Source organism: Clostridium sp. CM028 (assembly GCF_030585565.1).
In the GTDB taxonomy this organism is placed as follows: Bacteria; Bacillota; Clostridia; order Clostridiales; family Clostridiaceae; genus Clostridium_AD; species Clostridium_AD estertheticum_B.
Map to the genome: position 1 here is coordinate 477426 of NZ_CP077766.1, position 25359 is coordinate 502784.

The 25359-nt window shown below is 30.7% G+C and carries 26 protein-coding genes; 20 read left to right on the forward strand and 6 right to left on the reverse strand.

The features are described 5' to 3' along the window. Positions 1 to 45: 45 nt before the first annotated feature. Positions 46 to 996 (reverse strand): ABC transporter substrate-binding protein, encoded by a 951-nt coding sequence (locus KTC94_RS02320; RefSeq protein WP_220320194.1) that lies wholly within the window; start codon positions 994 to 996, stop codon positions 46 to 48. 420 nt (positions 997 to 1416) lie between these two features. On the opposite strand from KTC94_RS02320, the gene KTC94_RS02325 reads away from it, so the two are divergent. From KTC94_RS02325 to KTC94_RS02370, 10 genes are all read left to right on the forward strand, one after another. Beyond that, positions 1417 to 3273 carry an FAD-dependent oxidoreductase gene (locus KTC94_RS02325; protein WP_216302830.1) on the forward strand — a complete coding sequence of 619 codons (1857 nt, stop codon included), beginning with the start codon at positions 1417 to 1419 and terminating at the stop codon, positions 3271 to 3273. Positions 3274 to 3449: 176 nt separating this feature from the next. Beyond that, positions 3450 to 4421 (forward strand): polyprenyl synthetase family protein, encoded by a 972-nt coding sequence (locus tag KTC94_RS02330; protein WP_216302831.1) that lies wholly within the window; start codon positions 3450 to 3452, stop codon positions 4419 to 4421. A gap of 24 nt (positions 4422 to 4445) precedes the next feature. Next, positions 4446 to 5891 (forward strand): menaquinone biosynthesis decarboxylase, encoded by a 1446-nt coding sequence (locus KTC94_RS02335; protein WP_220320193.1) that lies wholly within the window; start codon positions 4446 to 4448, stop codon positions 5889 to 5891. Next, positions 5872 to 6735 carry a UbiA-like polyprenyltransferase gene (locus KTC94_RS02340; protein ID WP_220320192.1) on the forward strand — a complete coding sequence of 288 codons (864 nt, stop codon included), beginning with the start codon at positions 5872 to 5874 and terminating at the stop codon, positions 6733 to 6735. Before KTC94_RS02335 ends, KTC94_RS02340 begins: the two co-directional genes overlap by 20 nt. A 12-nt stretch (positions 6736 to 6747) precedes the next feature. Further along, complete coding sequence (locus KTC94_RS02345; RefSeq protein ID WP_220320191.1) at positions 6748 to 7329, forward strand: UbiX family flavin prenyltransferase; 582 nt, start codon at positions 6748 to 6750, stop codon at positions 7327 to 7329. Next, a complete protein-coding gene (locus tag KTC94_RS02350) occupies positions 7326 to 8072 on the forward strand; it encodes an ATP-binding cassette domain-containing protein (RefSeq protein WP_216302834.1) in 747 nt (248 codons plus the stop codon). Before KTC94_RS02345 ends, KTC94_RS02350 begins: the two co-directional genes overlap by 4 nt. A 2-nt stretch (positions 8073 to 8074) precedes the next feature. Continuing rightward, complete coding sequence (locus tag KTC94_RS02355; protein ID WP_165412785.1) at positions 8075 to 8818, forward strand: ABC transporter permease; 744 nt, start codon at positions 8075 to 8077, stop codon at positions 8816 to 8818. Positions 8819 to 8963: 145 nt separating this feature from the next. After that, positions 8964 to 9314: an FMN-binding protein gene (locus KTC94_RS02360; protein ID WP_165412786.1), complete on the forward strand. Its 351-nt coding sequence runs from the start codon at positions 8964 to 8966 to the stop codon at positions 9312 to 9314. Between the two features lie 20 nt (positions 9315 to 9334). Continuing rightward, the gene (locus KTC94_RS02365; RefSeq protein WP_220320190.1) at positions 9335 to 10906 is read left to right on the forward strand and encodes a sensor histidine kinase; all 1572 of its coding nucleotides are present in this window, start codon (positions 9335 to 9337) and stop codon (positions 10904 to 10906) included. Between the two features lie 5 nt (positions 10907 to 10911). After that, complete coding sequence (locus tag KTC94_RS02370) at positions 10912 to 11607, forward strand: response regulator (protein ID WP_165412788.1); 696 nt, start codon at positions 10912 to 10914, stop codon at positions 11605 to 11607. A 49-nt stretch (positions 11608 to 11656) separates the two neighbouring features. Here KTC94_RS02370 and KTC94_RS02375 read toward each other — a convergent pair whose 3' ends face one another. After that, positions 11657 to 12832: a DUF4317 family protein gene (locus tag KTC94_RS02375; RefSeq protein ID WP_220320189.1), complete on the reverse strand. Its 1176-nt coding sequence runs from the start codon at positions 12830 to 12832 to the stop codon at positions 11657 to 11659. A 577-nt stretch (positions 12833 to 13409) separates the two neighbouring features. Then, positions 13410 to 14237, reverse strand: a complete 828-nt coding sequence (gene nudC / locus KTC94_RS02380) for an NAD(+) diphosphatase (protein ID WP_165412789.1) — start codon at positions 14235 to 14237, stop codon at positions 13410 to 13412. Between the two features lie 407 nt (positions 14238 to 14644). Between nudC and deoD the strand changes: the two genes are divergently transcribed. Then, entirely contained in the window at positions 14645 to 15358 is a 714-nt protein-coding gene (gene deoD / locus KTC94_RS02385; protein ID WP_165412790.1) for a purine-nucleoside phosphorylase, read from the forward strand. Positions 15359 to 15449: 91 nt separating this feature from the next. Here deoD and KTC94_RS02390 read toward each other — a convergent pair whose 3' ends face one another. After that, the gene (locus KTC94_RS02390) at positions 15450 to 15617 is read right to left on the reverse strand and encodes a hypothetical protein (protein WP_224578941.1); all 168 of its coding nucleotides are present in this window, start codon (positions 15615 to 15617) and stop codon (positions 15450 to 15452) included. A 196-nt stretch (positions 15618 to 15813) separates the two neighbouring features. Here KTC94_RS02390 and KTC94_RS02395 point away from each other — a divergent pair, with 196 nt between their 5' ends. The 5 genes from KTC94_RS02395 to KTC94_RS02415 all read left to right on the forward strand — a co-directional run bounded on the left by KTC94_RS02395 (position 15814) and on the right by KTC94_RS02415 (position 21501). Continuing rightward, positions 15814 to 16050, forward strand: a complete 237-nt coding sequence (locus tag KTC94_RS02395; RefSeq protein ID WP_165412791.1) for a TIGR04540 family protein — start codon at positions 15814 to 15816, stop codon at positions 16048 to 16050. A 339-nt stretch (positions 16051 to 16389) separates the two neighbouring features. After that, a complete protein-coding gene (gene pulA / locus KTC94_RS02400) occupies positions 16390 to 19134 on the forward strand; it encodes a type I pullulanase (protein WP_220320188.1) in 2745 nt (914 codons plus the stop codon). 77 nt (positions 19135 to 19211) lie between these two features. Further along, positions 19212 to 20120 (forward strand): alpha/beta hydrolase, encoded by a 909-nt coding sequence (locus KTC94_RS02405; protein WP_165412792.1) that lies wholly within the window; start codon positions 19212 to 19214, stop codon positions 20118 to 20120. A gap of 14 nt (positions 20121 to 20134) precedes the next feature. Next, on the forward strand, positions 20135 to 21079 hold the full coding sequence (locus KTC94_RS02410) for a TRM11 family methyltransferase (RefSeq protein WP_220320187.1): 945 nt from the start codon (positions 20135 to 20137) through the stop codon (positions 21077 to 21079). A 116-nt stretch (positions 21080 to 21195) separates the two neighbouring features. After that, a complete protein-coding gene (locus KTC94_RS02415) occupies positions 21196 to 21501 on the forward strand; it encodes a hypothetical protein (RefSeq protein ID WP_165412794.1) in 306 nt (101 codons plus the stop codon). Positions 21502 to 21575: 74 nt separating this feature from the next. Here the strand turns inward: KTC94_RS02415 and KTC94_RS02420 are convergent, their stop codons facing one another. Then, positions 21576 to 21728 carry a lmo0937 family membrane protein gene (locus tag KTC94_RS02420; protein ID WP_220320186.1) on the reverse strand — a complete coding sequence of 51 codons (153 nt, stop codon included), beginning with the start codon at positions 21726 to 21728 and terminating at the stop codon, positions 21576 to 21578. Between the two features lie 317 nt (positions 21729 to 22045). Between KTC94_RS02420 and KTC94_RS02425 the strand changes: the two genes are divergently transcribed. The 4 genes from KTC94_RS02425 to KTC94_RS02440 all read left to right on the forward strand — a co-directional run bounded on the left by KTC94_RS02425 (position 22046) and on the right by KTC94_RS02440 (position 24707). Next, positions 22046 to 22186, forward strand: coding sequence for a hypothetical protein (locus KTC94_RS02425; protein ID WP_165412796.1), 141 nt, complete (start codon positions 22046 to 22048; stop codon positions 22184 to 22186). Positions 22187 to 22495: 309 nt separating this feature from the next. Continuing rightward, the gene (locus KTC94_RS02430; protein ID WP_216303454.1) at positions 22496 to 23452 is read left to right on the forward strand and encodes an ROK family protein; all 957 of its coding nucleotides are present in this window, start codon (positions 22496 to 22498) and stop codon (positions 23450 to 23452) included. A gap of 28 nt (positions 23453 to 23480) precedes the next feature. Continuing rightward, positions 23481 to 24338, forward strand: coding sequence for a DegV family protein (locus tag KTC94_RS02435; RefSeq protein ID WP_220320185.1), 858 nt, complete (start codon positions 23481 to 23483; stop codon positions 24336 to 24338). Between the two features lie 54 nt (positions 24339 to 24392). Continuing rightward, on the forward strand, positions 24393 to 24707 hold the full coding sequence (locus tag KTC94_RS02440) for a hypothetical protein (protein ID WP_216303456.1): 315 nt from the start codon (positions 24393 to 24395) through the stop codon (positions 24705 to 24707). A 117-nt stretch (positions 24708 to 24824) separates the two neighbouring features. Here the strand turns inward: KTC94_RS02440 and KTC94_RS02445 are convergent, their stop codons facing one another. Beyond that, positions 24825 to 25211 carry a hypothetical protein gene (locus KTC94_RS02445; protein WP_216303457.1) on the reverse strand — a complete coding sequence of 129 codons (387 nt, stop codon included), beginning with the start codon at positions 25209 to 25211 and terminating at the stop codon, positions 24825 to 24827. Between the last annotated feature and the right edge of the window lie 148 nt (positions 25212 to 25359).

Genomic DNA, 25359 nt, shown 5'->3' on the forward strand with positions numbered 1-25359 from the left:
TCTACACTAAGTGAAAAAGAGGTTATATATTATTACAGTGGTATATTATTTAATAAATGAACTATTTGATAAGTCTTGTAATTTGTAATTATTAGTAGTTAGTTTTTTTGCTTTAAGCCAAGTCATAACTTCCTGTAACTCTTTTTCTGGTGGCATAGAAGCCTTTGAATAATTCGGAATAGTTAGTGTGCTTTTTATTGTATCAGGGAAGCCAGCTTCTTTAATTACAAAATCAATATAGCTTTCAGGTTTTTCTTTATTCAAGTATTCAACAGCTTTATTATAAGCTCTATAAAATGATTTTATCTCTTCAGATTTTGAGGATACTGCATCTTTTGTGAATAACATTACACCAGGGTTTATACCTAGTTTATCAGAACTACTCAAAATCTTGCCACCTGCAGAAATCGCAGTACTTGCAAGAGGTTCTGGTAATGTAGCCATATCTAATTTACCATTAGTTAGCATCTCAAGGCGAGTAGGTATTTTTGGTATTGCAACTTTTTTTTGTGAGTTAACATCTATGTTTGAACTTTCTATAATTCTATCTGTTAAGTATTCAATAATAGTATTTTTAGAAATCCCTATGGATTTTCCATCAGCTTGTTCAATTTTAGAAATATTAGAATTCTTTCCAGAGATCAATTTAAAGCTACCTTCTGTCTTTGATGTGATTTTAACATCAAAGTTATTGTCGTTAAAAAATACTACCGAAAGCATATCAGATATTGCTCCATGAATTTTCCCGGTTTGAAGAGCTGTATCCCTATCCGATGCACTTTTAAAATGCTCTAGTTTTACCTGGAAACCTTCTTGCTTAAAATATCCATTGTGCTCTGCTATAATAAGTGGAAGGGAATCTAAATCAGGCATAACACCAATAGTTAGAGTCTTTAGGGATTGTGAACTTGTATCTTTTTTTTGATTGTTAGAACAACCAATGATGCTTATACTCATTATTAATACTAACATAAGTGTTAAAAAAATTTTTTTCATAAAGTGCCTCCAATAATATAATTTTAGAAAGTTTAAAAAAAGTGAAGTATGGATAAAATAATATAAAGCGCTGTAATGAAATGTAAATAACGCAGTTATCATAACACTTATTTAAACTAGTGTAAACAGCTATAGACCCAGCTCGTGGAACATATACATGAACTAAATTAACAAAATACATTATTAATGAACAAATCGCTTTCTTATTTGCTTAGCTAAAATTATTATGATAAAATTTTAACTAAGGAAGTTCAAAATAAATAAAGACTTGGTGATAGTGTTAATAACATATTTAATTTTTTATAAAGTAATATATTTTAATCTAATGTATTAATAATTCTATGGTTTGATATTTATAAACTATGATTTTTATAAAAACAGTCCTATAAAATAATAATTTTAAACAGAAGGGGATATAGTATGAGTGAAAAGAAAAGAATAGCTATACTTGGAGGCGGATATGGCGGAATATTAACCGCGAAGAAACTAGCTAAAAAGTTTAAAAAAGATGAGAATGTTGAAATTACTCTTATAGATCAAAATCCATACCATACATTACTTACTGAACTTCATGAAGTGGCAGCTGGAAGGGTAACGGAAGAATCAATCAGAATTGATCTGAAAAAAATATTTGCAAAAAGAAAAGTAGAGGTTGTACTTGACGAAATTACAGATTTAGATTTTAAAAATAATGTGTTAAAATCTAAAAATAATAACTATAATTACGATTATCTAGTTATTGGTGCTGGCTCCAAGCCAACTTACTTTGGCATAAACGGCGCGCAGGAATACTGCCACAAATTATGGTCATACGAAGATGCTGTAAATTTAAAAGAGCATATCCTTCAAATGTTCAGAAAAGCTGTGAAAGAACCAAACAAAGCAGAAAGACAAAAACTGCTAACGTTTATTGTTGTTGGCGGTGGGTTCACAGGTGTTGAAATGATGGGTGAATTAGGGGAGTGGAAAGAAAGATTATGTAAGGAATTTTACATAGGAGAAGAAGAGGTAACGTTATATTTAGTAGATGACTTGCCTAAAATATTACCTACTTTTCCGGATAAGTTAATTGCAAAAGCTAAGAAAAGACTTAACAAATTAGGAGTTAAAGTACTAACTAATGCCGGTGTTACGGAAGTTACAAAAGATTGTGCTACAATAAGAAATAATGGTACCATTAATACCTACACGGTAATTTGGACAGCTGGTGTTGAAGGTTCAGATATTGTCGGTAAAATGGATATAGCGCAAAAGGGTAGAAAAAGAATAGTAACTGACGACAAGTTACAATCTTTAGATTATAAAAATGTTTATATTGTTGGTGATAATATCTTCTTTATTCCTGAAGGTGAGGAAAGACCTGTTCCTCAGATGGTTGAAAATGCAGAAGCATCTGCTGAATTAATTGCACATAATGTTTATAGTGATATATTAGGCTTAGAAAAAAAATCTTATAAACCTACATTCCATGGTGCAATGGTATGCATAGGTGGTAAATATGGATTAGCAAGCATTGGATCCGGCAAAAAATTCTATAGTTTATCTGGGTTCTTCGCATTATTTGTTAAACACTTTATAAATATTGTGTACTTTATCCAGGTTGCTGGGTTTAACAAATGCTTTTCATATTTATTGCATGAATTTTTCCATGTTAAAGATAATAGAAGCCTTGTAGGTGGACATTTTTCAAAGTCATCTCCAAATTTTTGGCTAGTAGTACTAAGAATATTCGTTGGTTACAAGTGGTTATCAGAAGGGCTTGCAAAATTACCTAAAATAATAGCCGATCCTTCAAAAATATTCTTAATACCTGCTCCAGTAGTTGATGGAGCAACTGCAGCAACGGCTGCGGCAGAAGGAGCAAAGACTGCAGTAGAAGCGGCAACGACTGCAGTGGCATCCTTGCCAGTGCCAGGTTTTATAGGGAAAATGGTTAAATTGTCTATGGATACTTTCTTTTATACAGGGGACGGTGGATTTACGACTTTAGCTTCAGTTTTCCAAACAGGTATGGTAATTGCAGAAATATGCGTAGGATTATTATTGATAGTTGGATTATTTACAGCATTAGCTTCGCTTATGTCAATTGCTATGGGTATAATGATTTGGACTTCAGGAATGGCTCCTACTGAGATGTTATGGTACTTAAGTGCAGGAATCGCGCTTATAGGTGGATCTGGAAGTACTTTCGGGTTAGATTACTATGTATTACCAGTACTTAAAAAATATTGGAAGCGTATAGGATTTGTTAAAAAATCTTATTTATACGTTGATTAACAATTATACATTTAAACAACAGTTATATAATTAAAAATTGAATTTTATAAATCAAATGTCCTTTTAAAAATAATTAAAAGGACATTTGATTTTGTAGTGGAATAATTATAATAAGAAATTAATAGTTATAAAATGAAAAAAAGATTTTAAAATAATAATTGGACATAGGTGATAAAATGAGTAAGTTTTGGGGTGATTACCCTGATATTGCAGAGGAATTGAAAAGCATTCAGAAAATAATTAAGAACAATGTAAAATCTAGTGAGAAAAAGTTTGATGAAGCTATTTCTCCATTAGTTGACGCAGGAGGCAAGATGTTAAGGCCTGCCTTTCTGTTATTAGCAGCAAAATTCGGGGAGTATAACTGTGATAAAATGTATAATTTAGCGGCTGCCATTGAAATGATGCATATGGCAACATTAGTTCATGACGATATTGTAGATGAATCAAAACTGAGGCGCGGCACAGAAACCATACAACATAAATACAGTAAAGAATATGCAGTGTATATAGGTGATTTTTTATTTTGTCAATGTTTTATAATGCTATCTGGATTTGATTATTCTACGGAAAACTTAAGAGATATTTCAAAGGCTATATCTAAAATATGTATAGGGGAAATAAGACAATACAATATAAGATACGCAAGAAACACAAGCCTTAAAAAATATATAAAGATTATATCTGGAAAAACAGCAGCTTTATTTGCTATCAGCTTTTACACTGGTGCAAAGGAATCTAACTGTAGTGAGAAAACTTCAAAATTACTCGGAAGAGTTGGTTACTATATTGGAATGGCTTTCCAAATTATAGATGATTCGCTGGATTACAGTGGAGATGCTAATAAACTAGGGAAAAATCCTCAAAGTGATTTAATAAAAGGGTATTATACACTACCCCTAATATATGCTATGGTAGGGGACAAAGAAAATAGGATTGCTACTATTTTAGATAACTCTTCATTAAGTGATGAAGATGTACGCGAAATAACTATATTAGTTAATAAATACAAAGGAATAGATAAAGCTCAAAACTTAGCGAATAAATATACTAAAAAAGCTTTTGATTATATAGAAAAATTACCTGATTGTGAAAGTAAAGAAATAATTAAAGATATCACACAAAAATTATTAACTCGGAATTCTTAATGAATTCTAGAAAGGAGTCATTTTATGGCTTATAAAGATTTACAGGATTTTATAAATTATTTGAAAGAAAAAAAACTTTTAGATGAAATTGAAATAGAAGTAGATAGTGATCTTGAAATTACGGAGATAGCTGATAGGGTTTCAAAAAAAAATGGGAACGCATTGCTTTTTAAGAATGTGAAAAATTCTGACTACCCAGTATTAATTAATTCTTTAGGAAGCTACGAAAGAATTAACTATGGACTAGAAGTGGAAGATCTTGATGAAATTGCGGAGACTATAATGGATTTTATGGACGTTACTAATTACATAACGTTAATGAATAAGGTAAAATCTATTCCAAAACTTGCTAGGCTTGCAAGGGTATTTCCTAAAAAAGTCAAAAATGCACCTTGTCAAGAGATAATAGAGGAAGCGGATTTAAGTACACTTCCAATATTAAAGTGCTGGCCAAAAGATGGAGGACGATACATAACACTGCCACTCGTAATAACAAAGGATCCAGAGACTAACCAGCAGAACGTTGGAATGTATAGGCTTCAAGTATATGATAAAAATACCACTGGTATGCATTGGCATCTACATAAAGACGGCAAAGAGATATATGAAAAATATAGGAAGCTTGGAATGAAAATGCCTGTATCTGTAGCCATAGGCTGTGACCCGGCAACTATATATGCAGCAACTGCACCACTTCCAAAAATGATAGATGAAATGATTTTTGCAGGATTTCTTAGAAAATCACCTTTAGAAATTGTTAAATGTATCACCAATGACATTTATGTACCTGCTAATGCTGAATTTGTACTAGAAGGATATGTAGACTTAGATGAAAAAAGACTAGAAGGCCCCTTCGGTGACCATACAGGATATTATTCTCTTGAAGATATGTATCCCGTGTTTCATATTGAAAAGATTACAAGAAAAAAGAATCCAGTATATGTTACAACCGTTGTAGGTAAGCCTCCTATGGAAGATTGTTACCTAGGAAAAGCTACAGAACGGATTTTTTTACCCCTAATAAAGGTTCAATGCCCAGAAATAATAGACATGAATTTCCCTTTAGAAGGAGTATTTCATAATTGTGTAATTGTTTCTATTAAAAAAGCCTATCCAAAGCATGCTCATAAAGTTATGAATGCGCTATGGGGTCTTGGACAAATGATGTATACAAAAATGATTATAGTTGTAGATGAAAATATAGATCCACATGATATTTCAACCGTTGCATGGAAAGTATTTAACAATATTGACCCTAAGAGGGATCTGGTAATTTCAGATGGACCTTTAGATGCACTAGACCATGCATCAAATACTCCTCATTATGGATCTAGAATAGGTATAGATGCTACAAAAAAATGGCCCACAGAAGGACATTTAAGACCTTGGCCAGATGATATAGAAATGTCGGATGAAATTAAGGAAATGGTAGATAAGAGGTGGAAGGAATATGGTATTAAAGAAACTTAAAAAATATGGAGAGTTAGTTATGTTTTCGCATACATTATTTTCACTTCCTTTCGCTTTAATAGCAATGATTTGGGCAGCAGATGGGTTACCTTCAGGTCCTACAATATTTTGGATATTAATTGCTTTGATTGGAGCTCGCAATGGAGCTAATGCTCTCAATAGAATTGTAGATAAAGATATTGATAAAAAGAATCCTAGAACGGCAAGTAGACATTTGCCAAAAGGAATAGTAAAGGATTATGAAGTCTGGGGAATCATAATACTGTGTTTTTCAATCTTTATTTTAGCAGCCTATGAATTAAATGATTTATGTTTTCTATTATCACCTGTGGCGCTTTTTCTTTTTATAATTTATTCCTATACTAAAAGATTTACATGGATATGCCATATTATTCTAGGTATTACTTGTGGAGGAGCTCCTGTGGGAGCATGGCTTGCAATAACAGGAAAATTTGCGCTCACACCAATTATTTTAGGTGCTGTAGTTACTCTATGGGTAGCAGGGTTTGATATAATTTATGCAACACAAGATATTGACTTTGATAGAAAGGCAGGTTTATTTTCTATACCTGCTAAATTTGGCCTAAAGGATGCTTTATACATATCCACCTTGTTTCACTTTATTATGATTCTACTTTTATTTAGCTTATATTTTATAATGCATACAGGCCTTATATATTTATTTGGTATTTTTATAAGTGCTATTTTATTAGCATTAGAACATTATATTGTATCGCCAACAAACGAAAAGAAGATGAAAATTGCTTCTTATCACATAAACCAAGTTGTAAGTGTTTTGATATTTGTTTTTACTGTATTAGATATGTTTATATATTATAATTAAGAGGTGATTTATTTGGGAAGATATATAGTAGGGATTACTGGAGCTAGTGGTAGCATTTACGGTGTACGACTTATAGAAGAACTAATAGTAAAAGATAATGAAGTTTATTTGGTTATTACAGATAATGGTAGAAAGGTTTTAGAATATGAGGTTGAAATTAATTTTGAGGAATGGCTCCAAAATATGAATAAAACCAAAGGAACGCTTAAACTATGTGAAATAGACGATATGTTTTCCTCTATAGCAAGCGGTTCCTTTAAGACTGATGGAATGGTAATTGTGCCATGCTCAATGGGAACCCTTTCAAAAATACGAAGTGGTACTTCCGATAATTTACTAATAAGAGCTGCGGATGTAATTATTAAAGAAAAAAGAAAGTTGATTTTGATTCCAAGAGAAACTCCTCTAAGTTCTATTCACCTTCAGAACATGCTTTTTTTAAGTGATTTAAATGTTAGAATAATACCGCCTATGCCAGCTTTTTATCAAAAGCCTAAAACAATTGACGATATTATAAATATCACTGTGGGGAGGATTCTTGAAAACTTAGATATAGATAGTGATTTATGTCATGAGTGGAGTGGAAATAAATGATAAAAATAAATAATTTAAATGTTTGTTATAAAAATGTAGACAAAAATGTAAAGGCGATAGAAAATGCAAATTTAACAGTGAAAAAGGGGGAAATATGTGCTGTAATTGGCCCCTCAGGGGGAGGCAAATCAACCTTATTAAAAGTTTTAGCAGGAATTATTGTAGACTATGAAGGTGAAGTTTTAATAGATGGAAAAACAGTAGATCCTAAAAATCATAGAATTGGGTTAATACCTCAGAATTACGGACTAGTTAAATGGAAAAACGTAGAAGAAAACATATTTCTTTCAACTAAAATTAAAGATGGCAAGGTGAATATAGATATAGAATTTTATAAAAAAATTCTAAAAGAGTTAAAGCTTGAAGACTTTGTTAAAAGGTACCCCAGTCAGCTAAGTGGGGGACAAATGCAGAGAGTTTCCCTGGCTAGAGCTCTATTATTAAAACCAGATTTACTTTTAATGGATGAATCTTTTTCTGCATTAGATGCTATGACTAGGGAGGATGTTCAAAAATTGTTTTTAGAAGTATGGGAAGAACATAAGGTTACCACCATCCTTGTAACCCATGATATTAAGGAAGCAATATATTTAGCAAAGGACATAGCTGTAATCTCATCGTCTCCAGGAAAAATAGTTGAAGTTATAAGCAATCCATTGTTTGGACGTGTAACTACGGAGGTAGATTTAGAATATATCCATGTAAATAGTAAACTTAGAAAAATTCTTAAAGGGGACGCATAGTAATGAGACTTAAAGAATATAAAATAATTAATTTTGTTATTGCTTTTATCATTATTTTTAGTTTATGGCAAATAATAGCAATGATTATTAGTAAGCCTTTATTTCCACCACCATATGCAATAGTTATAAATATATTTAGAACTTTTCATAAGGATATTTCAATCCATGTTATTTACAGTTTTAATAGAATTATGGTAGGTATATTATTTACATTGGCAATAGGTGTGCCAGTGGGTATTTTAATGGGATACTTTAAAAAAATTGATTTAATATTTTCACCAATTATATATTTTAATTATCCAATACCCAAGATTGCATTACTTCCTATAGTAATGCTTATTTTTGGGTTAGGAGATTTGACAAAAATAGTTATGATATTTTTAATTACCTTTTTTCCCGTAGTAGTTAATATACGAGATGAAGTGAAAAATATTCCTGAAGATGTTTTTTATCCTATGTATTCATTGGGAGCAACAAATTTTCAAATAATAAAAGAAATTGTTTTTCCAGGGATTCTTAAAGCTATATTAACATCTCTTAGGATAGGCATAGGCACAGCAATATCGGTTTTGTTTTTTACTGAAAATTTCGGAACTGAATACGGCATGGGATATTTTATTATGGATTCATGGATGAGAATTAACTATATACAAATGTACTCAGGAATTTTAATTCTAAGTATAATTGGCTTATTTTTCTTTATTATAATCGACATTTTAGAGGGGATATTTTGTCCTTGGATATAAAAATATTAAAAAAATTCTCAAGAGTTTTATAATGGACTAGTAAATGGTATACTTGAAATGAGAAGAAGCTCAAAATCGATTTTATTATAATAACCGATATTTACTCCAGAGAAGGTCAAGGATAATAACAAGAGGGGAGACTTATTTGAAAAAATTATTAGGACTAACTTTAATAATAGTTTTAGCAACTAGCCTAGTATCTTGTGGTTCTAAAAATATAATTTATAAAGAAGGAATCTATGAGGGAAATGCAGAAGGACATATTGGGCCTATAAAAGTACAAATAGCAACTGACAAATATGAAATAAAAGAAATTAAGATATTGGAGCAACAAGAAATACCAATAATAGCTAATATAGTTTATGAAAAGATCCCAGTGAGAGTCATTAAAGCCAATAGTTCAGAGGTTGAGGTTGTGGCAGGAGCTACATATACGAGTGATGGGCTCATAAAAGCAATTAAGGATGGGTTAAATAAAGCAAAAGTTAAAAAATGACAATATGAGGTGGAGTGTTATTGAAATTACAGTATAGATTAACAATATTTATGAGCATTATAATATTTATCGTGATCGGTAGTATAGGAGTTGTTACTTATTACCAAGCACGAAATTCTGTGGAAACTCAAATGGGAAATAATGCTATGGATTTAGCTGTAACTATTGCTTCTATTGATATAATTGAAGAAACTTTAGCAACCTCAAATGATTATGGAACTGTTCAAAAGACTATAGAAAGTTTCAGAGATAAAACTAGATTTAAATATATTATTGTTATGGATATGAAGGGAATAAAATATTCTTATCCCTTTGGAAATTCGCTAGGCAAAAAATATGCTGATGGTGGAGAAGAACGGGTAATTGCAAAGGGTGAGGCTTATGTATCTAAGGACAGGAATGTGCTGATTTCTGCAATAAGAGCCTTCGTACCCATATATTATAAAGGAGAACAAGTAGGAGCAGTTTTAGTGGGTCTATTAACCGATACCGTGTATGCTGAACTTAGCTTTCATTTATTTTGTTTAAAGATAGCTTTAGTAGGTGGACTTTTAATGGGTATAATTGCCGCAGCCATTTTATCAAATAGAATAAAAAAGAGCATATTTGGTCTAGAGCCAAAGGAAATTGCACTTCTATTAGGTCAGAGAGACTTAATTTTGCAGAATCTTAAAAATGGAATTCTAGCTATTGATAAAGATGGTAAAGTAATACTCTTTAATAAAATAGCTAAGGAAATATTACAACTAGAAGATGAGGATATAGGTAAAAAGATTGTTAATTTTAACTTTAATTATACAGATGAAATGATGGAAGTATTGAGGACTCATGAAGGGGTATATAATCAAGAAATTAAAATACGCCAGAATAGAACCCTTATGTGCAGTCATACCTTATTAAAAAATCATAGAGAAGAGATTATAGGTGTTGTATCCAGTTTTCAGGACTTAACAGAAGTTAAGAATATGGCAGAAGAATTAACGGGAATTAAAAAAATGACCTGTGCCTTAAGAGCACAAAATCACGAGTTTATGAACAAACTTCACACTATTTCAGGACTTATACAATTAGAAGAATATGATGAGGTAATTGAATATATTTGTCATATATCTAAGCTACGAGGCGAAGTTTCTGATATTCTCAATAAAAAAATTAAGAATGCGCACATAGCAGGGATCTTACTTGCTAAATATAGCAAGGCAACAGAAGCAAAGATTTCTTTAGAAATTGATTCAAATTCTTATATAGATAAAATTCCTGAAAACATAACAGTAGATGAAATTTGCTCTGTTATTGGAAACTTAATAGAAAATTCTATTGAAGAATTAGTGAAATTTGAAAATGGTAGGATATTTATAAGATTAAATTCTACTAATGAAGCACTTAGAATAAGGATTCAGGATAATGGGCCTGGAATTAGTGAAAATATAATGGATAGTGTTTTTGTTCGCGGATTTACAACTAAAGTTGGAAATAGAGGATTTGGGCTTAGTATTGTAAAGCAAATAATAGATTATGCTGGTGGAGATATAAATATTCTGCAAGAAAATGGAACTATATGGGATGTTTTTATACCGATGAAAAGGGGGTAAATGATATGATTAAGGTTCTTATTGTTGAAGATGACCCAATGGTGGCAAAAATCAACGAAAAATTTTTAAAAAAGATAGAGGGATTTACACTATATGATAGCGTTAACTCGATTGAAAAAGCAAAAGAAGTTGTATTAAGAGGGAAACCTGAATTAATATTATTAGATGTTTTTTTTCCTCAAGGGAAGGGTATAGATTTATTAAAGTGGATACGACTCCAAAATTTTAAATGTGATGTTATATTAATCACAGCAGATAGGAACACAGAAACGGTTGAAGAAGCCTTTCGATATGGTGCAGTAGATTATTTAGTTAAACCCTTTATATTCAATAGATTTAAAGAAGCACTTCTTCAATTTAAAAGTAGAAAGAATAGTTTTAAAAACTTTGATAGTATGGAGCAAGGAGCTATTGATAAATATACCATAAAAGAGAATAGACATGTGATAGAATATGATGGGAATATTGGTGACATTAAGGGATTTAATCAATACACCTACGAAAAAGTTTTAGTGGGTATATCTAACATGAAAGATAATTCTTTTACATCAGAACAGATGGCAAAAAATATCGGAGTTTCTAGAATAACTGCTAGAAGATACTTAGATTATTTAGAGAAAGAACAAAAACTTGTAGTTGAAATGGAATACGGTAAAGTTGGTAGGCCTAAGAACAAATATAGAATAAAAGGAGAATATTAGTGTCATCTAAGATGCACTAATATTCTCCTTTTATTATGAGGGTTAGAATTTAAAACTCTTCAGTTTCTAATTTAAAGCCTTCTATAACAATATCCTCATCAATTTCAATAAGTAGACATCTTCTACCGTCCTTATTTTTTACTTGTTTAATTGAATTTAGTTCCTTAGGTGTTAAAGTAATATTTGCAATTTCACTAGTAATTTTAATGGATTTTGCATTAAATTCAGGTACAATATTGTTTATCTTAAAATCATATTCGCTACCACAAGTTTCCTCAAAAGCAGTTTCTATATCGCATATAATCTCTGCACCAGAATTATTAAGGATATTTTTAATATCTTTAGCGCAAAGAGTAGGAGTTTCACCTTCGTCAGCTTGCTCCGCAAATTCGTGGATGTTCGCATAAATATCTTGCATAAGTTCAGGTTTTATTTTATCTCCAATTATAGATTTTAATATATCACTAAAGCAATTTTTTTCATCTTCAGCAGTAAATTTAAAAGCACAGTTAAGAACATTTTCAATAAAGTCTGTGTTTAATTCCTTAGGTTTTGAGGCGTAATATAAAATTTTATTAATATCTGAATACCCATTAGTTAGGCTAGGAAACATAAAGCCTTCCAAGGGGGCATTAAGATTAATAACCGAATCTAGGGCTGAATTTGCTTTAAATTCCTTATCAGTGTAGTCGAATTTTAGGGTTCTCTTTGGAATATCTATTTTGTTTACACTTGCTAGGATAAAGTTAAAGGCTTGGACAGCATCATCGATACTTTCATTTGCATCCATATTTTTGTGGCTAGAGCCTAGCCAGTATTCAGCTTTAATGAAAGTAACCACCACATCAGTTTCATATTTATAGTTAGCCGCAATCTTTTCAATAAGCTTATTAATGTAGCTTTGAATTTCATTTTTATCACTTGATTTTAAAGCACCACCTAAAATTTCTTGAGTATTATTTTCTTCTTCTATATTTTGAACATTCAACTCGAAAATTTTAGTATCAATAGCACCGGTAAGAACTTTCTTAAAATTACCTAAGAACAACTCTTTTTTATCCATATCCATTCTATCAAAGTAATCAAATTCTGAATGAATAACTGGCTCATAATCAATTCGTACATTATCTTTTTTTAGATAAACACTATAAATCTCCTGGATTTTCATCATGCCACTATCTAATTTAAACCCTTTTCTTATGTTTGCCAACTCTTTTTTATTCATCATTAAACCTCTTTTCATTGTTATTTTATAAGCAATTCAAGAAAATATTCTCGAAATCAGTGACTTGTTATTTTCTTTCATATACATAAAATTATACCACAAAATTATGGATTGGAATTATAAAATTTCTTTTGTTGATTAATAATAACTATTGACAAATTATAATTATCATGTTATATTATAAATATAAGAAGCGCAACTTATCATATATTTAGTAAAATCTTTAAACAAACTTGATACCCCCAATAAAATATAATAGAGTGGGGAGAGGTCATAAAAAATATATAGAAACTATACGTAAACTAAGAATTCAAAGATGATTGCCATTGCAATCGGCTAGGAAGCCATTTTATAAATTACTTAGGAATACAAAAGTTAAGTTTAACCGTAATAAATTAAGTATTAAAATTGTAACACTATACTGATTTATTGATTAAAATTTAAAAAGAAAATATAGTTTAAGGAGAAAAAATATTGTTAAATATATTAAGAACAAATAGAAGTTAGAATCTAATTCGTTGTGAATTAAGGATTCTAACTTCTATTTGTTTGTGTATTAGTATATATATTCTCTGATTTAATTGTTTTCAGTAAACCAGTCAATCAATTTTTTAGCTATGCTTATACTATCAGGTGTTAAAGGTAGTTCAGTAGAACTATACCATTTAGCATGCCCAATTTCTTTTCCGTCTACTTGTATTTCTCCGCTTTCGTATTCGCAAGTAAATCCTATCATTAGAGAATTAGGAAAAGGCCAAGGTTGATTTCCAAAATATTTTATATTTTTTACAGTAATGCCTGTTTCTTCACAAACTTCGCGAACAACACACTCCTCAAAAGTCTCTCCAACCTCTACAAAACCAGAAACTACACTATATAAATCTTTCGGAAATTGATTATTATGAGCAAGAAGTAATTTCCCATCCTTTACAACAGCTACAATTATAGCTGGACAAATCCTAGGGTAATTTACAAGTCCACACTTGGAACATTTTTTAGATCTTTCTCCACCAACGCTCTGAGTTAATGTGCCACATCTGCCACAATATTTATGATCATTATTAAAGCTTACTATTTGTTTAGCTCTCCCAGCTATCCAAAACATTTCGTTAGGTAACTGGTGAGTTAAAGATTTAAGGTCGAGCAAACACATACTGTTTGGGATAATAGCATCTTTATTCATTTCTCCACAAAAGCAATTTTCACCATTTATGGAGCCAAGATATTGAATATTATTTAATTTTAAATCTACTAGATCTCTAATTGTAGGTATTGTTGTTTTATTAGCGTCAGATTTAACTAATAACTCATCCTTGTAAAATAAAAAATAAATATCATTATTTGTTTCAGGTAAAATTGAAGCTACTGAGGGTATAAAAGTTGATATAATTTTATCGTTATGCATTAGTATCATATCTCCAATCTATAATTTTAAATTGTCTAAACAATTAGAATTCATTTTAATTATAATACAATTATATCATACACGAATAATTATTAATATTATAAAAATTAATAAATAAAAAGAATTTGAGATATAACGAAAATAGGTTTACATAATTGTAATTATGTAAACCTACAAAAATGTAAACCTACATTAATAATTAATATTGTAAAAAAGCCGAAATAACAATCTATATATTAGATATGCTTGAGTTTGTAAATTAAATCAAAAATATTGTCAAATAAATAGCATATAGCATTTTTTTATACTTTTAATTTGGTATAATATGAATGTACCTTAATTGTTATTAGTAGGAATACAGTTCACTATATTTCAAAAAATAAATATAAGTATAAGGAGGTTTCAATATGATACCAACAGCGCATATTGAAGTAAAAGAAGAAGGAATTATTGCAAAAACAGTCTTAATGCCGGGGGATCCATTACGGGCACAATTTATTGCAGAAACATTTTTACAAAATGTATCCAAATTTAATAACGTACGAAATATATTTGGATACACGGGTACATATAAAGGACGTAAAATTTCTGTAATGGCTAGTGGCATGGGTATGCCTAGTATTGGTATCTACTCATATGAATTATTTAATTTTTATGGTGTAGAAAATATTATACGAATTGGTTCATGTGGTGCTTACACTGCTGATTTAAACTTATATGATGTAGTACTTTGCACTGAGGCTTGGAGTGAATCCACTTATGCAAAAACTCAAAGTGGATATGAATCCGATACAATTGCTGCATCATCTGTTTTAAATAGTAAGTTAGAGAAAACGGCAGAGGATTTAGGCATAAAAATTCATAAAAATAGAGTTCACTCATCGGATGTATTTTATCGTGAAAATTTTGATGAGTATAAGGATATTTATGAAAAGTACGGTTGTACTTGCGTAGAAATGGAATCATTTGCTCTATTCCATAATGCAAATATATTGGGGAAGAAAGCATCTTGTTTATTAACAGTCTCTGATAATTTAGTAACTCATGAGGTGACTACGTCTCAAGAAAGACAAGAAGCCTTTACTAATATGATGAAAATAGCTTTAGAGATGGCTGAATAATAGTCAAGTAGTAAATCTAGTTCCATTCATGCTTAACTCTAAAAAACCCTCAATATAAAATTATTGAGGGTTTTTTAGAGTTAATTTATTATCATATCATTAACTCTAATTTTAGGATGCTATCTTTTAATGTGTATTCATAGGATTCGTTATCTTTCTTCATAGTAGCTGCTATGGAAATTAGATTTTCGTTATTTTGCATTGCTATGCTTTTAGCAATATAAAGTGAATTACCAGTTCCTGAAAAATAAAATATCATAAAATACCTCCAATTAGCAATTACATCATACTTGCCTAATATTAGTAAAATTTCTTTGGTTAAAATTGTTAACAATACATTTCCCAAGGTAATTATATAGAAAGTAGCTACAATTCCTTCAACATATCTTTAAATTTTAAAGATATTAGGCTATAATAAGAAGATACACATTAAAATGAATAATAAGGAGTACAGTATGAGAAAAGTTTATAAGGACCCAAAAGCATTAGCATCATGTTTGAAGGATTTAGTGGATTTTTATTTGGATGATGTTATATCATATGAAAAGTTAAAAGAAAAAATAATGGTATTAGTTAATGCAAATGAGGATAGAATTTATAAGGATGGTAATATATCTTTAAAAATATCTAATATAATAGGTAGTTCCAGAGTAGATATTATTAACAAGGTATTCTCAGAAAGCCAAGATTAATTATGCAGCTATAAGAAATGAAAATAGGTAGCTCCGCAGGAGATGATTTAAGTAAACGTCTTTTTATTTAGATGATGTTACAAATAAAACTAATGATAACCGTACACTGGAGATAAAGTGTACGGTTTTTCACTTGTGGAGTAGGATACATCCCATTCCGAGGTCGTTAAGCCATCTCCTGCGGAGCTATTGTAGCTTCGCAGAAGATGATTTAAGAGAGTAATAAATTACTTGTATATATCTCTCTAAAATTATATAATGGATTAAGATTAAAAATGTTTATATAGTAAGTGGTAGTACATAGATTAGATGACCATAATTTTTTTAGAGGAGAAATTTATGAACTTTGATATACAGAGTAACAAAAGTAAGGCATTTAGCATTTTTCTTGCAGCTATTATAGTTATAACAGAGTTGTTTTTTCTGTTCCCAAGCATGCATACGTTTGCTAAAAGCGGTAAGATGAAGATAATTGTTCATTATGCTAAAAATCCAACCAGCGATTTAAAATGGAACATGTGGTTGTTGACTGATGACGAAGAGGGAAGTAAGTTCGCTTACACTGGCAAGGATGCATTTGGTCAGATATGTGAAGTTAAATTCGATGATAAATTTAATAAAGTAGGGTTTATAGTACGTACAGACAAAGGGGAAAAGGACACTAATGAGAACAGATTTATTGAGAAATTCAATGATGGTGCTCGGGAAGTTTGGATCAATGGAGGCGACTCTAAAGTATACTATTCAGTAGCTGAAGCTAAAGCGGGTGCTCCAAAGGTGGTCATACCTGCTGGAAATGATTTAGATAAGTCAGGTAAATTTATAGCTGCAAAATTAGATGACTTGAATAGCATAAGCATAGAAACAAACGTAGCATTTCAATTTGTCGCGCAAAGTACTGAAGGCATTATAGTTAAGGTCGATGGTAAGTCTGTAAAAATAAAAGAAGTAACCAGTAATGAAGTAAAAGATGGTACTACAACAGTTGCCAAGATAGAGCTTAGTGAAAATGTTAAACTAAGTCAAAAACTTACGGTTTCTAAGGAAGGTTTTCCGGAAAAGGACGTAGTGCTTGGGGATGTAATGGGAAGTGCTGGTTTTGAAAAAATGTTTTATTATGAAGGAAATGATTTAGGTAATACTTATTCTACCAATAAAACAAGCTTTAGAGTATGGGCACCAACTGCAATCGAGGTAAAGCTTGTAACCTATAAAAAATGGGATGATAAAATCGGTAATGAATCTAGCATGAAAAAAAGCGTAAAAGGTACCTGGACCTTTGACTTAAATGGAGATCAAAAGGACATATTTTATACTTATAAGGTTAATATTTCAGGAGTTTGGAACGAGGCCGTAGATCCTTATGCTCGTTCTGTGTCTGTAAATGGAGATAAGGGCGCTGTAATTGACTTAAAGAAAACAACTCCTGAAAAATGGAAGCCAAGTGAAAAACCTAATTTCATAAATTTAAATGATGCAATTATATACGAACTACATGTTAGAGACTTTTCTATAGACCCAAATAGTGGCATGGAAAACAAAGGTAAATATTTAGCGTTTACTGAAACAGGGACAAAGGGAACAGATGGTGCCAAGACGGGTGTTGATTATATAAAAGACCTAGGGGTAACGCATGTGGAGTTTATGCCAATGTTTGATTATGCTAGTGTGGATGAGACTTCAAAAAAGCCACAATTTAACTGGGGTTACAATCCTAAAAATTATAATGCACCTGAAGGAAGTTATTCAACAGATCCATACAATCCTATCACTAGAGTTAAAGAATTGAAACAAGCAATACAATCTCTTCACGATAACGGATTAAGGGTAACCATGGATGTAGTTTATAATCACATGTACAATAGCTATGATTCTAATTTCAATAAATTAGTACCTGGATATTATTATAGATACGATAAAGATGGTAGCAACACAGATGAAAGTGGGTATGGAAATACCCTTGCTTCAGAAAATGCAATGACAAGAAAGTTTATTGTAGATTCCGTAATGTATTGGGCAAAAGAATATAATATAGATGGATTTAAATTCGATAATATGGGGCTCATTGATATAAATACAATGAATGAAGTTAGAAAAAAATTAAATAATATAGATCCTTCCATTATCATTACAGGAGAGAGCTCTAATATTGGGACTACTCTTCCAGAAGATAAAGCGGCAATACAGAAAAATACCAGTAAAATGCCTGGAATATCACATTTCAATGATAAAATGAAAGATGGAATAAAAGGTAGTGTATTCGAAGTAAAATCTAAGGGATTTGTTAATGGTAAAACTAATGTGGAGACAGACATTAAAAAGGGAATAGTCGGAGGTATAGATTACTCAAGTGGTATAAAAACTTGGGAAAAAGTTGACCCTGTACAATCTATTACTTATGCTGAGTCTCACGATAATAATACATTATGGGATAAACTTATTTTAACAAACCCAAAAGATAATGATGAAGCAAGATTAAAAATGCACAGAATGGCAGATGCTATAATTCTTACTTCCCAAGGTATTCCATTCTTTCAATCAGGACAGGAATTTTTGAGAACTAAAGGTGGCGATAACAACTCCTATAAGTCTCCTGATAGTGTAAATAAACTTGATTGGACTCGAAAATCAGAAAACATCAACACTGTTAATTATTTCAAAGGTTTAATAGAGTTAAGAAAAGCACATCCGGCCTTCAAAATGTCTTCAGCGGATATGATTAAGAAAAACTTGAATTTTTTAACAGTCCCTGAAAATGTGGTAGCATACGAAATGAACTACAGTGCAAATATGGATACTTGGGCGAATATTGTAGTAGCTTTTAATGCAAATAGAGAAGACACAACCATTAAATTATCTAAGAAAGGCACGTGGAATATTGTTGTAGATGGAGAACAAGCAGGTGTTAAAACTATAAAACAATTTAAAGGTGATTCATTAGTAGTCCCTGCTCTAAGCTCTACTGTAATTTATTTCGAATCAGAATATATTTTTATGACATTAACCTTTTGGATTTATGCTGTATTAATCTTAGCTGGGATTGCTTGCATGATATATGTTTTGAAGGTTAGAAAGAAATCTTAGTATTACAACTTATTGTGTATTTTGAATGGCCCTTATGATAAAATACAAGGGCTCTTTTTTTTAGAGGAGGGATTATCATGATAAATATAGCATTATTTATATCAATTTTAATTATTATTACTATTTTTATTATAGGGTGGCACTTTTCTAGTATAATTATATATCCTAGGGTTGCAAAATATAATTTTACCTATGATCACGAAGTAGAACAAGGGAAAATAGAAATAGAAAAATTTGATAATTTGGAAAAACAAGAAGTATATCTCGATTCCCAATATGGTTATAAAATTCATGGTTTCTTCTTTCCAAATAACAATGCAAAAAGAACTATAATATTGTGTCACGGAATAACTTGGAGTTTGTATGGCTCTGTTAAATATATGGATATGTTTTTAAAAAGAGGTTTTGCTATCTTTATTTATGATCATAGAAATCACGGTCTAAGTGGTGGGAAAAATACTTCTTTTGGTTATTATGAAAAGTTTGATTTAAAAAAATGCACCGATTGGCTGTTTAATAAATTAGGAAATGATATCATCGTCGGATTACACGGCGAGTCCATGGGTGCCGGCATAGTTCTTCAAAATATTGCAATAGATGATAGAATTAAGTTTTGTATAGATGACTGTGGATATTCTGATGCAGAAGATTTATTTAAACACAGATTAGAAAAAGATTACGGTATAAAGAGATTTCCACTCATAAAATTATCAAGTAAAATCAGCAAAATTCGAGTTGGATGGGACTTCAAAGATGTATCACCTATAACTACTTTACCTAATGTGAAAACTCCGATATTGTTTATTCATGGTGAAGAAGATGACTATGTACCTACTTTTATGTGTAACCAAATGTACTCAGTAAAGAAGGGCTACAAAGATATATATATTGCACCGAGTGCAGGTCATGCCGAGGCGTATTGGAAGAACAAAGATGATTACGAAAAAAAAGTTGATGGATTTTTAAAAGCTATCAATATAATTTAAAAGGATGTGCTTTAATGTTTCAGCTACCACAAAATGAAAAGAAGTATTTATACACAACTAATTATTCGAGTGATGAAGAAAGCCTATGCAAAATGGAAATAAAGTGCCTCTTTAATAAACACCTTGATGAAAAGCACTTGTTTTCTGATATTTATGTGGATCCATCTAGAAGTCCTTTTATAAAAAAATGCATTTCTATAATGTATACCGGAGAAACAATGAAACAGATTATCGATCAAATTGTTATGGATAAACTTACCGGAATAAATTATAAAGTTGCTTATATCAATGCTACTGATGAAAATATTGGTTTTCATGAGAGGCGTAGGATTGAGTTCGAAATAGGCTTTAAAATACTCGGAGAAGCTGAAATGAAAAATCCCGGAATTATCTTTGGCATAACAAAAATAGCTAACAAATGGATATTTGGTGAATGTGAGAGCAATGCTTCTGAATGGCTATTGCACAATAAAAAACCTTTTTCTTATTCAAATGCACTAAAGGTGAATGTATGTCGGGCCCTTGTTAATATAGCTGTAGCTAATAATCTAAATTGCAGCGTTGTAGATCCATGTTGTGGCATTGGGACGGTACTAATTGAAGCTATTTCAATGGATATTAATATTAAAGGTTATGAGATAAATCCATACATTGGTGAAAATGCAAAGGCAAACCTCCGGTATTTTGGATATGATGATGTAATAACTATTTGTGATATGAATGATATTGCGAATAAATTTAATGTGGCCATAGTTGATCTTCCTTATGGTATATTTACTCAAATTACGACCGAGGAACAGCTAGCTATTATAAGTAGTACTCGTAGAATAGCGGATAGAATGGTAATAATTACTTTTGATGATATGGAAGAGGAAATTACTTCCGTTGGTTTTCACATAGATGATCGGTGTACGGTGTCTAAAGGGACCTTTAAAAGGCATATATTCATATGTAGTTAATATGGTGAATCATCTCCTGCGGAGCTCTGCAATATAGAACTGGGAGACTTTCCTTCTGAAATGTCTTTAAAAGTAATGTTAAATATAAAACTTCAAAAAATAAAGAGGTGTTAGATATGACAAAAAAAAGCAGTAAAAATAATGATCTTTTATATAATTATAAGGGAACGGCTTCTCCCCAAATATATTCTATATTAATTAATTTGATAAATGAGGATAAGGAAGACTTAGCAAAAGTAGTTATAAAAATTGATTATTTACTAGAATATGCAAGTTCTTGCATAAAGCAACTGGACTTTGATGAAGCAAAGGAAGTTCTAGATAAGGCTAAAAGTAGAATAGATATATTAAAAATGGGAGACGTTAATACGAATCACCTAGAATATTTATATGCTGGAATAGCAAAAAAGGCGAAAAAATAATGTTACACAGGATATTTAACAATAGATATCCTGTGTAGCATTATTTTTTCTCATGAATCCAATAGGATATGTCCCTAGGTTCTTCTTTTTCCTGAAAGCATATCCACGATGAATACAATTGTAGCTATTAGAAGTAATATATGGATCATACTGCCACCAACTCTAAATATAAGCCCTAATGCCCAAAAGAATACTACTATTCCGCCTATCCAACGTAAAACTCCCATATAAAACACCACCTTTCACATTTATATTTATTTTTTAAATTTATTTTAATATTATAATTACCTAAATTCAGATGAAATATGCGAAGTGATTTTAACGACATTTCAAAAAGATAGTCTCCCACTTCTACAATAGGGAGTTATATGCCCTAACAAATAGAAAACTTCAGTGAGAGTATAAATCTCCTTCTGAAGTCGTCAATGCATCTTCTGCGAAGATGTTGCAGCTTCGCAGGAGATGATTTAACTCCAGTTCTTGTATAAAAATAACGTATAAATATTTTTTTTATGGCAACCATATTATAGAAAGAGGTGGATACATGGCTAATAAACTTAAAACTACTAATAAGCAAATGGCATCTTTAGGAATCAGGAAAAATGAAGTAGGTGATTATGAATATATAAATCCGGATGAAAAAAATAATTCAAAATATAAATCTGTTAAAAAAGAGCCCAAGTAATTTAAAATTACTTGGGTTCTTTTTTAAATTTACAAAGTAAAAATACGTATATATGGTATAATTTATTCATATACAAAACCAAACCAATTTTAAAAATATTCACTACTAATCTGTCTAAAACTGTTTAAATTGATATCTTTCTAATCCTTTATGAATATAATGTCAAAGCATATTGGAATAAAAACGATGAAAATTTAATTATTTTTTAGTTTGATGGCGAATACCTTTAAATGAAATTTATGGTTTTAAATTGAATATATATTTATTAAATAAAAGAACTGTAGCAGAGGCTATGAAAGGAAGAAGTATATGTATATAGGTATTGATTTAGGAGGCACTAATATTGCAGTTGGCATCGTTGATGATCAAGGAAACATAAAGTATGAAAAATCATGTGCTACAAGAGTGGGGAGGGACCCCAATGAGATAATAGAGGATATGGTAGTTCTAGTTTTAAACACTTTAGAGGATTTCAATATGCCACTAAAAAGAATAAAGGCGATAGGTATCGGTATTCCGGGCTTAGCTGATAAAAATGGGAATGTAATATTTTGTGTGAATCTTGGATGGAAGAATGTACATTTAAGAGAGATGTTGGGAAATGCACTTAATAAACCAATTTATATAGATAATGATGCTACGGTGGCCGCACTTGCGGAATATGAGAATGGCTCAATGAAGAATTGTAAAAGTAGCTTGATGCTTACATTAGGAACAGGTATTGGTGGGGGAATTATTTTAAATGGTGAAGTATATAGTGGATTTAATGGTATAGGCTCGGAAATTGGACATATGGTTGTTGGTGAAAATTTTTACAATTGCAATTGTGGAAGAAATGGTTGCTTAGAAACCTTCGCTTCATCTACTGCTATAATAAAACATACAATAAAACTAATTGAGGAAATGAATGAAAGCACTATAATAATAGAAAGGGCAGGAGGAAATGTTAACAATATAGATGCAAAAATAATATTTGATTGTGCTAGAGAAGGAGATATAATAGCAAATTTAGCAGTGAATCGCTTAGTGAAATATCTAAGCATAGGAATACTTAATATAGTCAATTTCATTGATCCAGAAATAATAGCATTAGGTGGCGGTGTTGCAGGGGCAGGCCAATATCTTTTGGATAAGGTTATAAATGAAGTTGCAGCGAACAAGTCTTATTCTGAATTACCTATTGCTAAAATTGTTTTAGCAGAACTAGGTAATAAAGCAGGTATAATTGGTGCAGCGATGATTGCAAAACATGGAACTATTGAATAAACATTAAAATACGAAAGGTGAAATTAAAATGAGTAAGATTGCACTTATTACGGATAGTACTTCTGATGTTGATAAAGAAATGATTGAAAAATACGATCTATTTGTACTTCCTCTAAGAATAATATATAAGGATAGAGAGTACATTGACAGGGTAACTATTACCCCAAAAGAAGTTTATGATAATTTCGTATATGAGATCCCCTCAACTTCATTACCTTCAATGAATGATATGGAAGACTTGTATTTAAAGCTTGAAGCGAAAGGATATACACATGCCATTGCAGTAGTAATATCTGAAGCGTTATCAGGCACATATAATACATTGAGATTGGTAAGTGAAAATCATCCATCTATAGAAACCTGCGTTTTTGATTCTAAATCATTAACTATTGGCGAGGCGGCAATTGTTGAAGAATGTGGTGAAATGATCAGCTGTGGAAAAGGCTTTGAGGAAATTGTAAAAGATCTGCCTGAAATAAGAAATAGAATCACTGTTTACTATGCGGTGGATACACTAAAATATCTAACTAAAGGCGGTAGAATTGGAAAAGTTTCCGGTACCATAGGGGAAATTTTAAACATAAAACCAATAATATCAATTAATAAAGAGGGCGCATATTATACTTATGCAAAGGCAAAAGGAAAAAAGAAAGCTACAAGTAAACTTGTAGATATTGCAAGAGAAGCTCTTGCAATATCTCCTTGTAAAGTTTGGATTATGCACGGTGGCGCTTATGAAGAAGCAAAGATCTTTTCTGACACAATTGCTGGTCTTCAAAATATTACAAGATTATCCTTTGGAGAAATTAGTCCAGTGGCTGGAGTTCATACAGGGCCTGGATTACTTGGACTTGTGATAGTAAAAGAACCCCTCACTAAAAACTAAATAAATATATATAATAAAAATACATTTTAAAACAGAAATTACTAAGGAGTGGTTATGTTGGAAATTCAAGATATAATTTCAGGAGATTTTTCTGCATATCCTGAAGAAACACAAACTTTTATGAAAAAATATACTGAAAAGCTACGAGAAAATATAAAAGAAGAATTAATAAAGGATATATCATATAAGATGCTTAAGGATATAGATAAAAGTAAAGATTATTTCATAAGTGTTTTAACTGATATATTGGACAATGGATATAAGGGCTTTAGTAAATTGTCTACTCAGTCACTTATAGACACATATTTAGAACGTAAAAATGAAGAAGACTTTTTTATTTTGTTAGAAAAAGTTAATGAACAAGTCTAATATTATAATCACTTTTTAAATTTTCTATAAAACAAAAAGTCCATTAAAATCTTAAGGTTTTAATGGATTTTATGGTTTAATTTGAAAAGGTTTTTATTTTCAAACAATAACAGCGCTTTAGTACTTAATTGATAATTCTCCACTTAAAATTGTGTCTTTAACTTGGTTCCAAGTAGCCTCAATTAAAAGATTTACTTTTAAGCTTGTTTTATAATTAAATGAAATCTCTTTATCATGTACCACATGATAATTTTCATAAACCACTAAATTTTTTCTAGCTTTATCTTTAATTTTAATTGTCCATTCTCCCGTTTCAGGCTGAAAAATTTTTGCTGTAATCATTAAAGTTGACCAAAACGCGGTGCTTACCCCAGTTTCGTAAAAGCCTTTTCCATCATGAATACTTATTTCAAAAGCTTGTTGAATATTGTCACTGCTACTTGTTGCTGCTTCTTCTGTTAATTCAATATTTTCATTTTTTATATTATTAATTAACTTTTTCATATATTTTCTCCTTTTTATTATTCTCATCGAATGTTAATTTTCTAAGATAAATTCATTATATTTTATTATACGTAAGTATATAAGAAATGTTATTATTAATGTTATTTATTATTTTCAAAGAATTAAATAGTAAAGAATGATATAATTA

Coding starts and splice junctions, on each gene's coding strand:
- KTC94_RS02425 (WP_165412796.1), top strand. CDS start 22,046: ATGGCTAATAAACTTAAAACTACTAATAAGCAAATGGCATCTTTAGGA.
- KTC94_RS02440 (WP_216303456.1), top strand. CDS start 24,393: ATGTTGGAAATTCAAGATATAATTTCAGGAGATTTTTCTGCATATCCT.
- KTC94_RS02355 (WP_165412785.1), top strand. CDS start 8,075: ATGAGACTTAAAGAATATAAAATAATTAATTTTGTTATTGCTTTTATC.
- KTC94_RS02445 (WP_216303457.1), bottom strand. CDS start 25,211: ATGAAAAAGTTAATTAATAATATAAAAAATGAAAATATTGAATTAACA.
- KTC94_RS02375 (WP_220320189.1), bottom strand. CDS start 12,832: ATGAATAAAAAAGAGTTGGCAAACATAAGAAAAGGGTTTAAATTAGAT.
- KTC94_RS02405 (WP_165412792.1), top strand. CDS start 19,212: ATGATAAATATAGCATTATTTATATCAATTTTAATTATTATTACTATT.
- KTC94_RS02340 (WP_220320192.1), top strand. CDS start 5,872: ATGGTATTAAAGAAACTTAAAAAATATGGAGAGTTAGTTATGTTTTCG.
- KTC94_RS02410 (WP_220320187.1), top strand. CDS start 20,135: ATGTTTCAGCTACCACAAAATGAAAAGAAGTATTTATACACAACTAAT.
- KTC94_RS02415 (WP_165412794.1), top strand. CDS start 21,196: ATGACAAAAAAAAGCAGTAAAAATAATGATCTTTTATATAATTATAAG.
- KTC94_RS02370 (WP_165412788.1), top strand. CDS start 10,912: ATGATTAAGGTTCTTATTGTTGAAGATGACCCAATGGTGGCAAAAATC.
- KTC94_RS02320 (WP_220320194.1), bottom strand. CDS start 996: ATGAAAAAAATTTTTTTAACACTTATGTTAGTATTAATAATGAGTATA.
- KTC94_RS02435 (WP_220320185.1), top strand. CDS start 23,481: ATGAGTAAGATTGCACTTATTACGGATAGTACTTCTGATGTTGATAAA.
- KTC94_RS02390 (WP_224578941.1), bottom strand. CDS start 15,617: ATGATATTTTATTTTTCAGGAACTGGTAATTCACTTTATATTGCTAAA.
- KTC94_RS02395 (WP_165412791.1), top strand. CDS start 15,814: ATGAGAAAAGTTTATAAGGACCCAAAAGCATTAGCATCATGTTTGAAG.
- KTC94_RS02430 (WP_216303454.1), top strand. CDS start 22,496: ATGTATATAGGTATTGATTTAGGAGGCACTAATATTGCAGTTGGCATC.
- KTC94_RS02420 (WP_220320186.1), bottom strand. CDS start 21,728: ATGGGAGTTTTACGTTGGATAGGCGGAATAGTAGTATTCTTTTGGGCA.
- KTC94_RS02325 (WP_216302830.1), top strand. CDS start 1,417: ATGAGTGAAAAGAAAAGAATAGCTATACTTGGAGGCGGATATGGCGGA.
- pulA (WP_220320188.1), top strand. CDS start 16,390: ATGAACTTTGATATACAGAGTAACAAAAGTAAGGCATTTAGCATTTTT.
- KTC94_RS02330 (WP_216302831.1), top strand. CDS start 3,450: ATGAGTAAGTTTTGGGGTGATTACCCTGATATTGCAGAGGAATTGAAA.
- KTC94_RS02335 (WP_220320193.1), top strand. CDS start 4,446: ATGGCTTATAAAGATTTACAGGATTTTATAAATTATTTGAAAGAAAAA.
- deoD (WP_165412790.1), top strand. CDS start 14,645: ATGATACCAACAGCGCATATTGAAGTAAAAGAAGAAGGAATTATTGCA.
- KTC94_RS02350 (WP_216302834.1), top strand. CDS start 7,326: ATGATAAAAATAAATAATTTAAATGTTTGTTATAAAAATGTAGACAAA.
- nudC (WP_165412789.1), bottom strand. CDS start 14,237: ATGCATAACGATAAAATTATATCAACTTTTATACCCTCAGTAGCTTCA.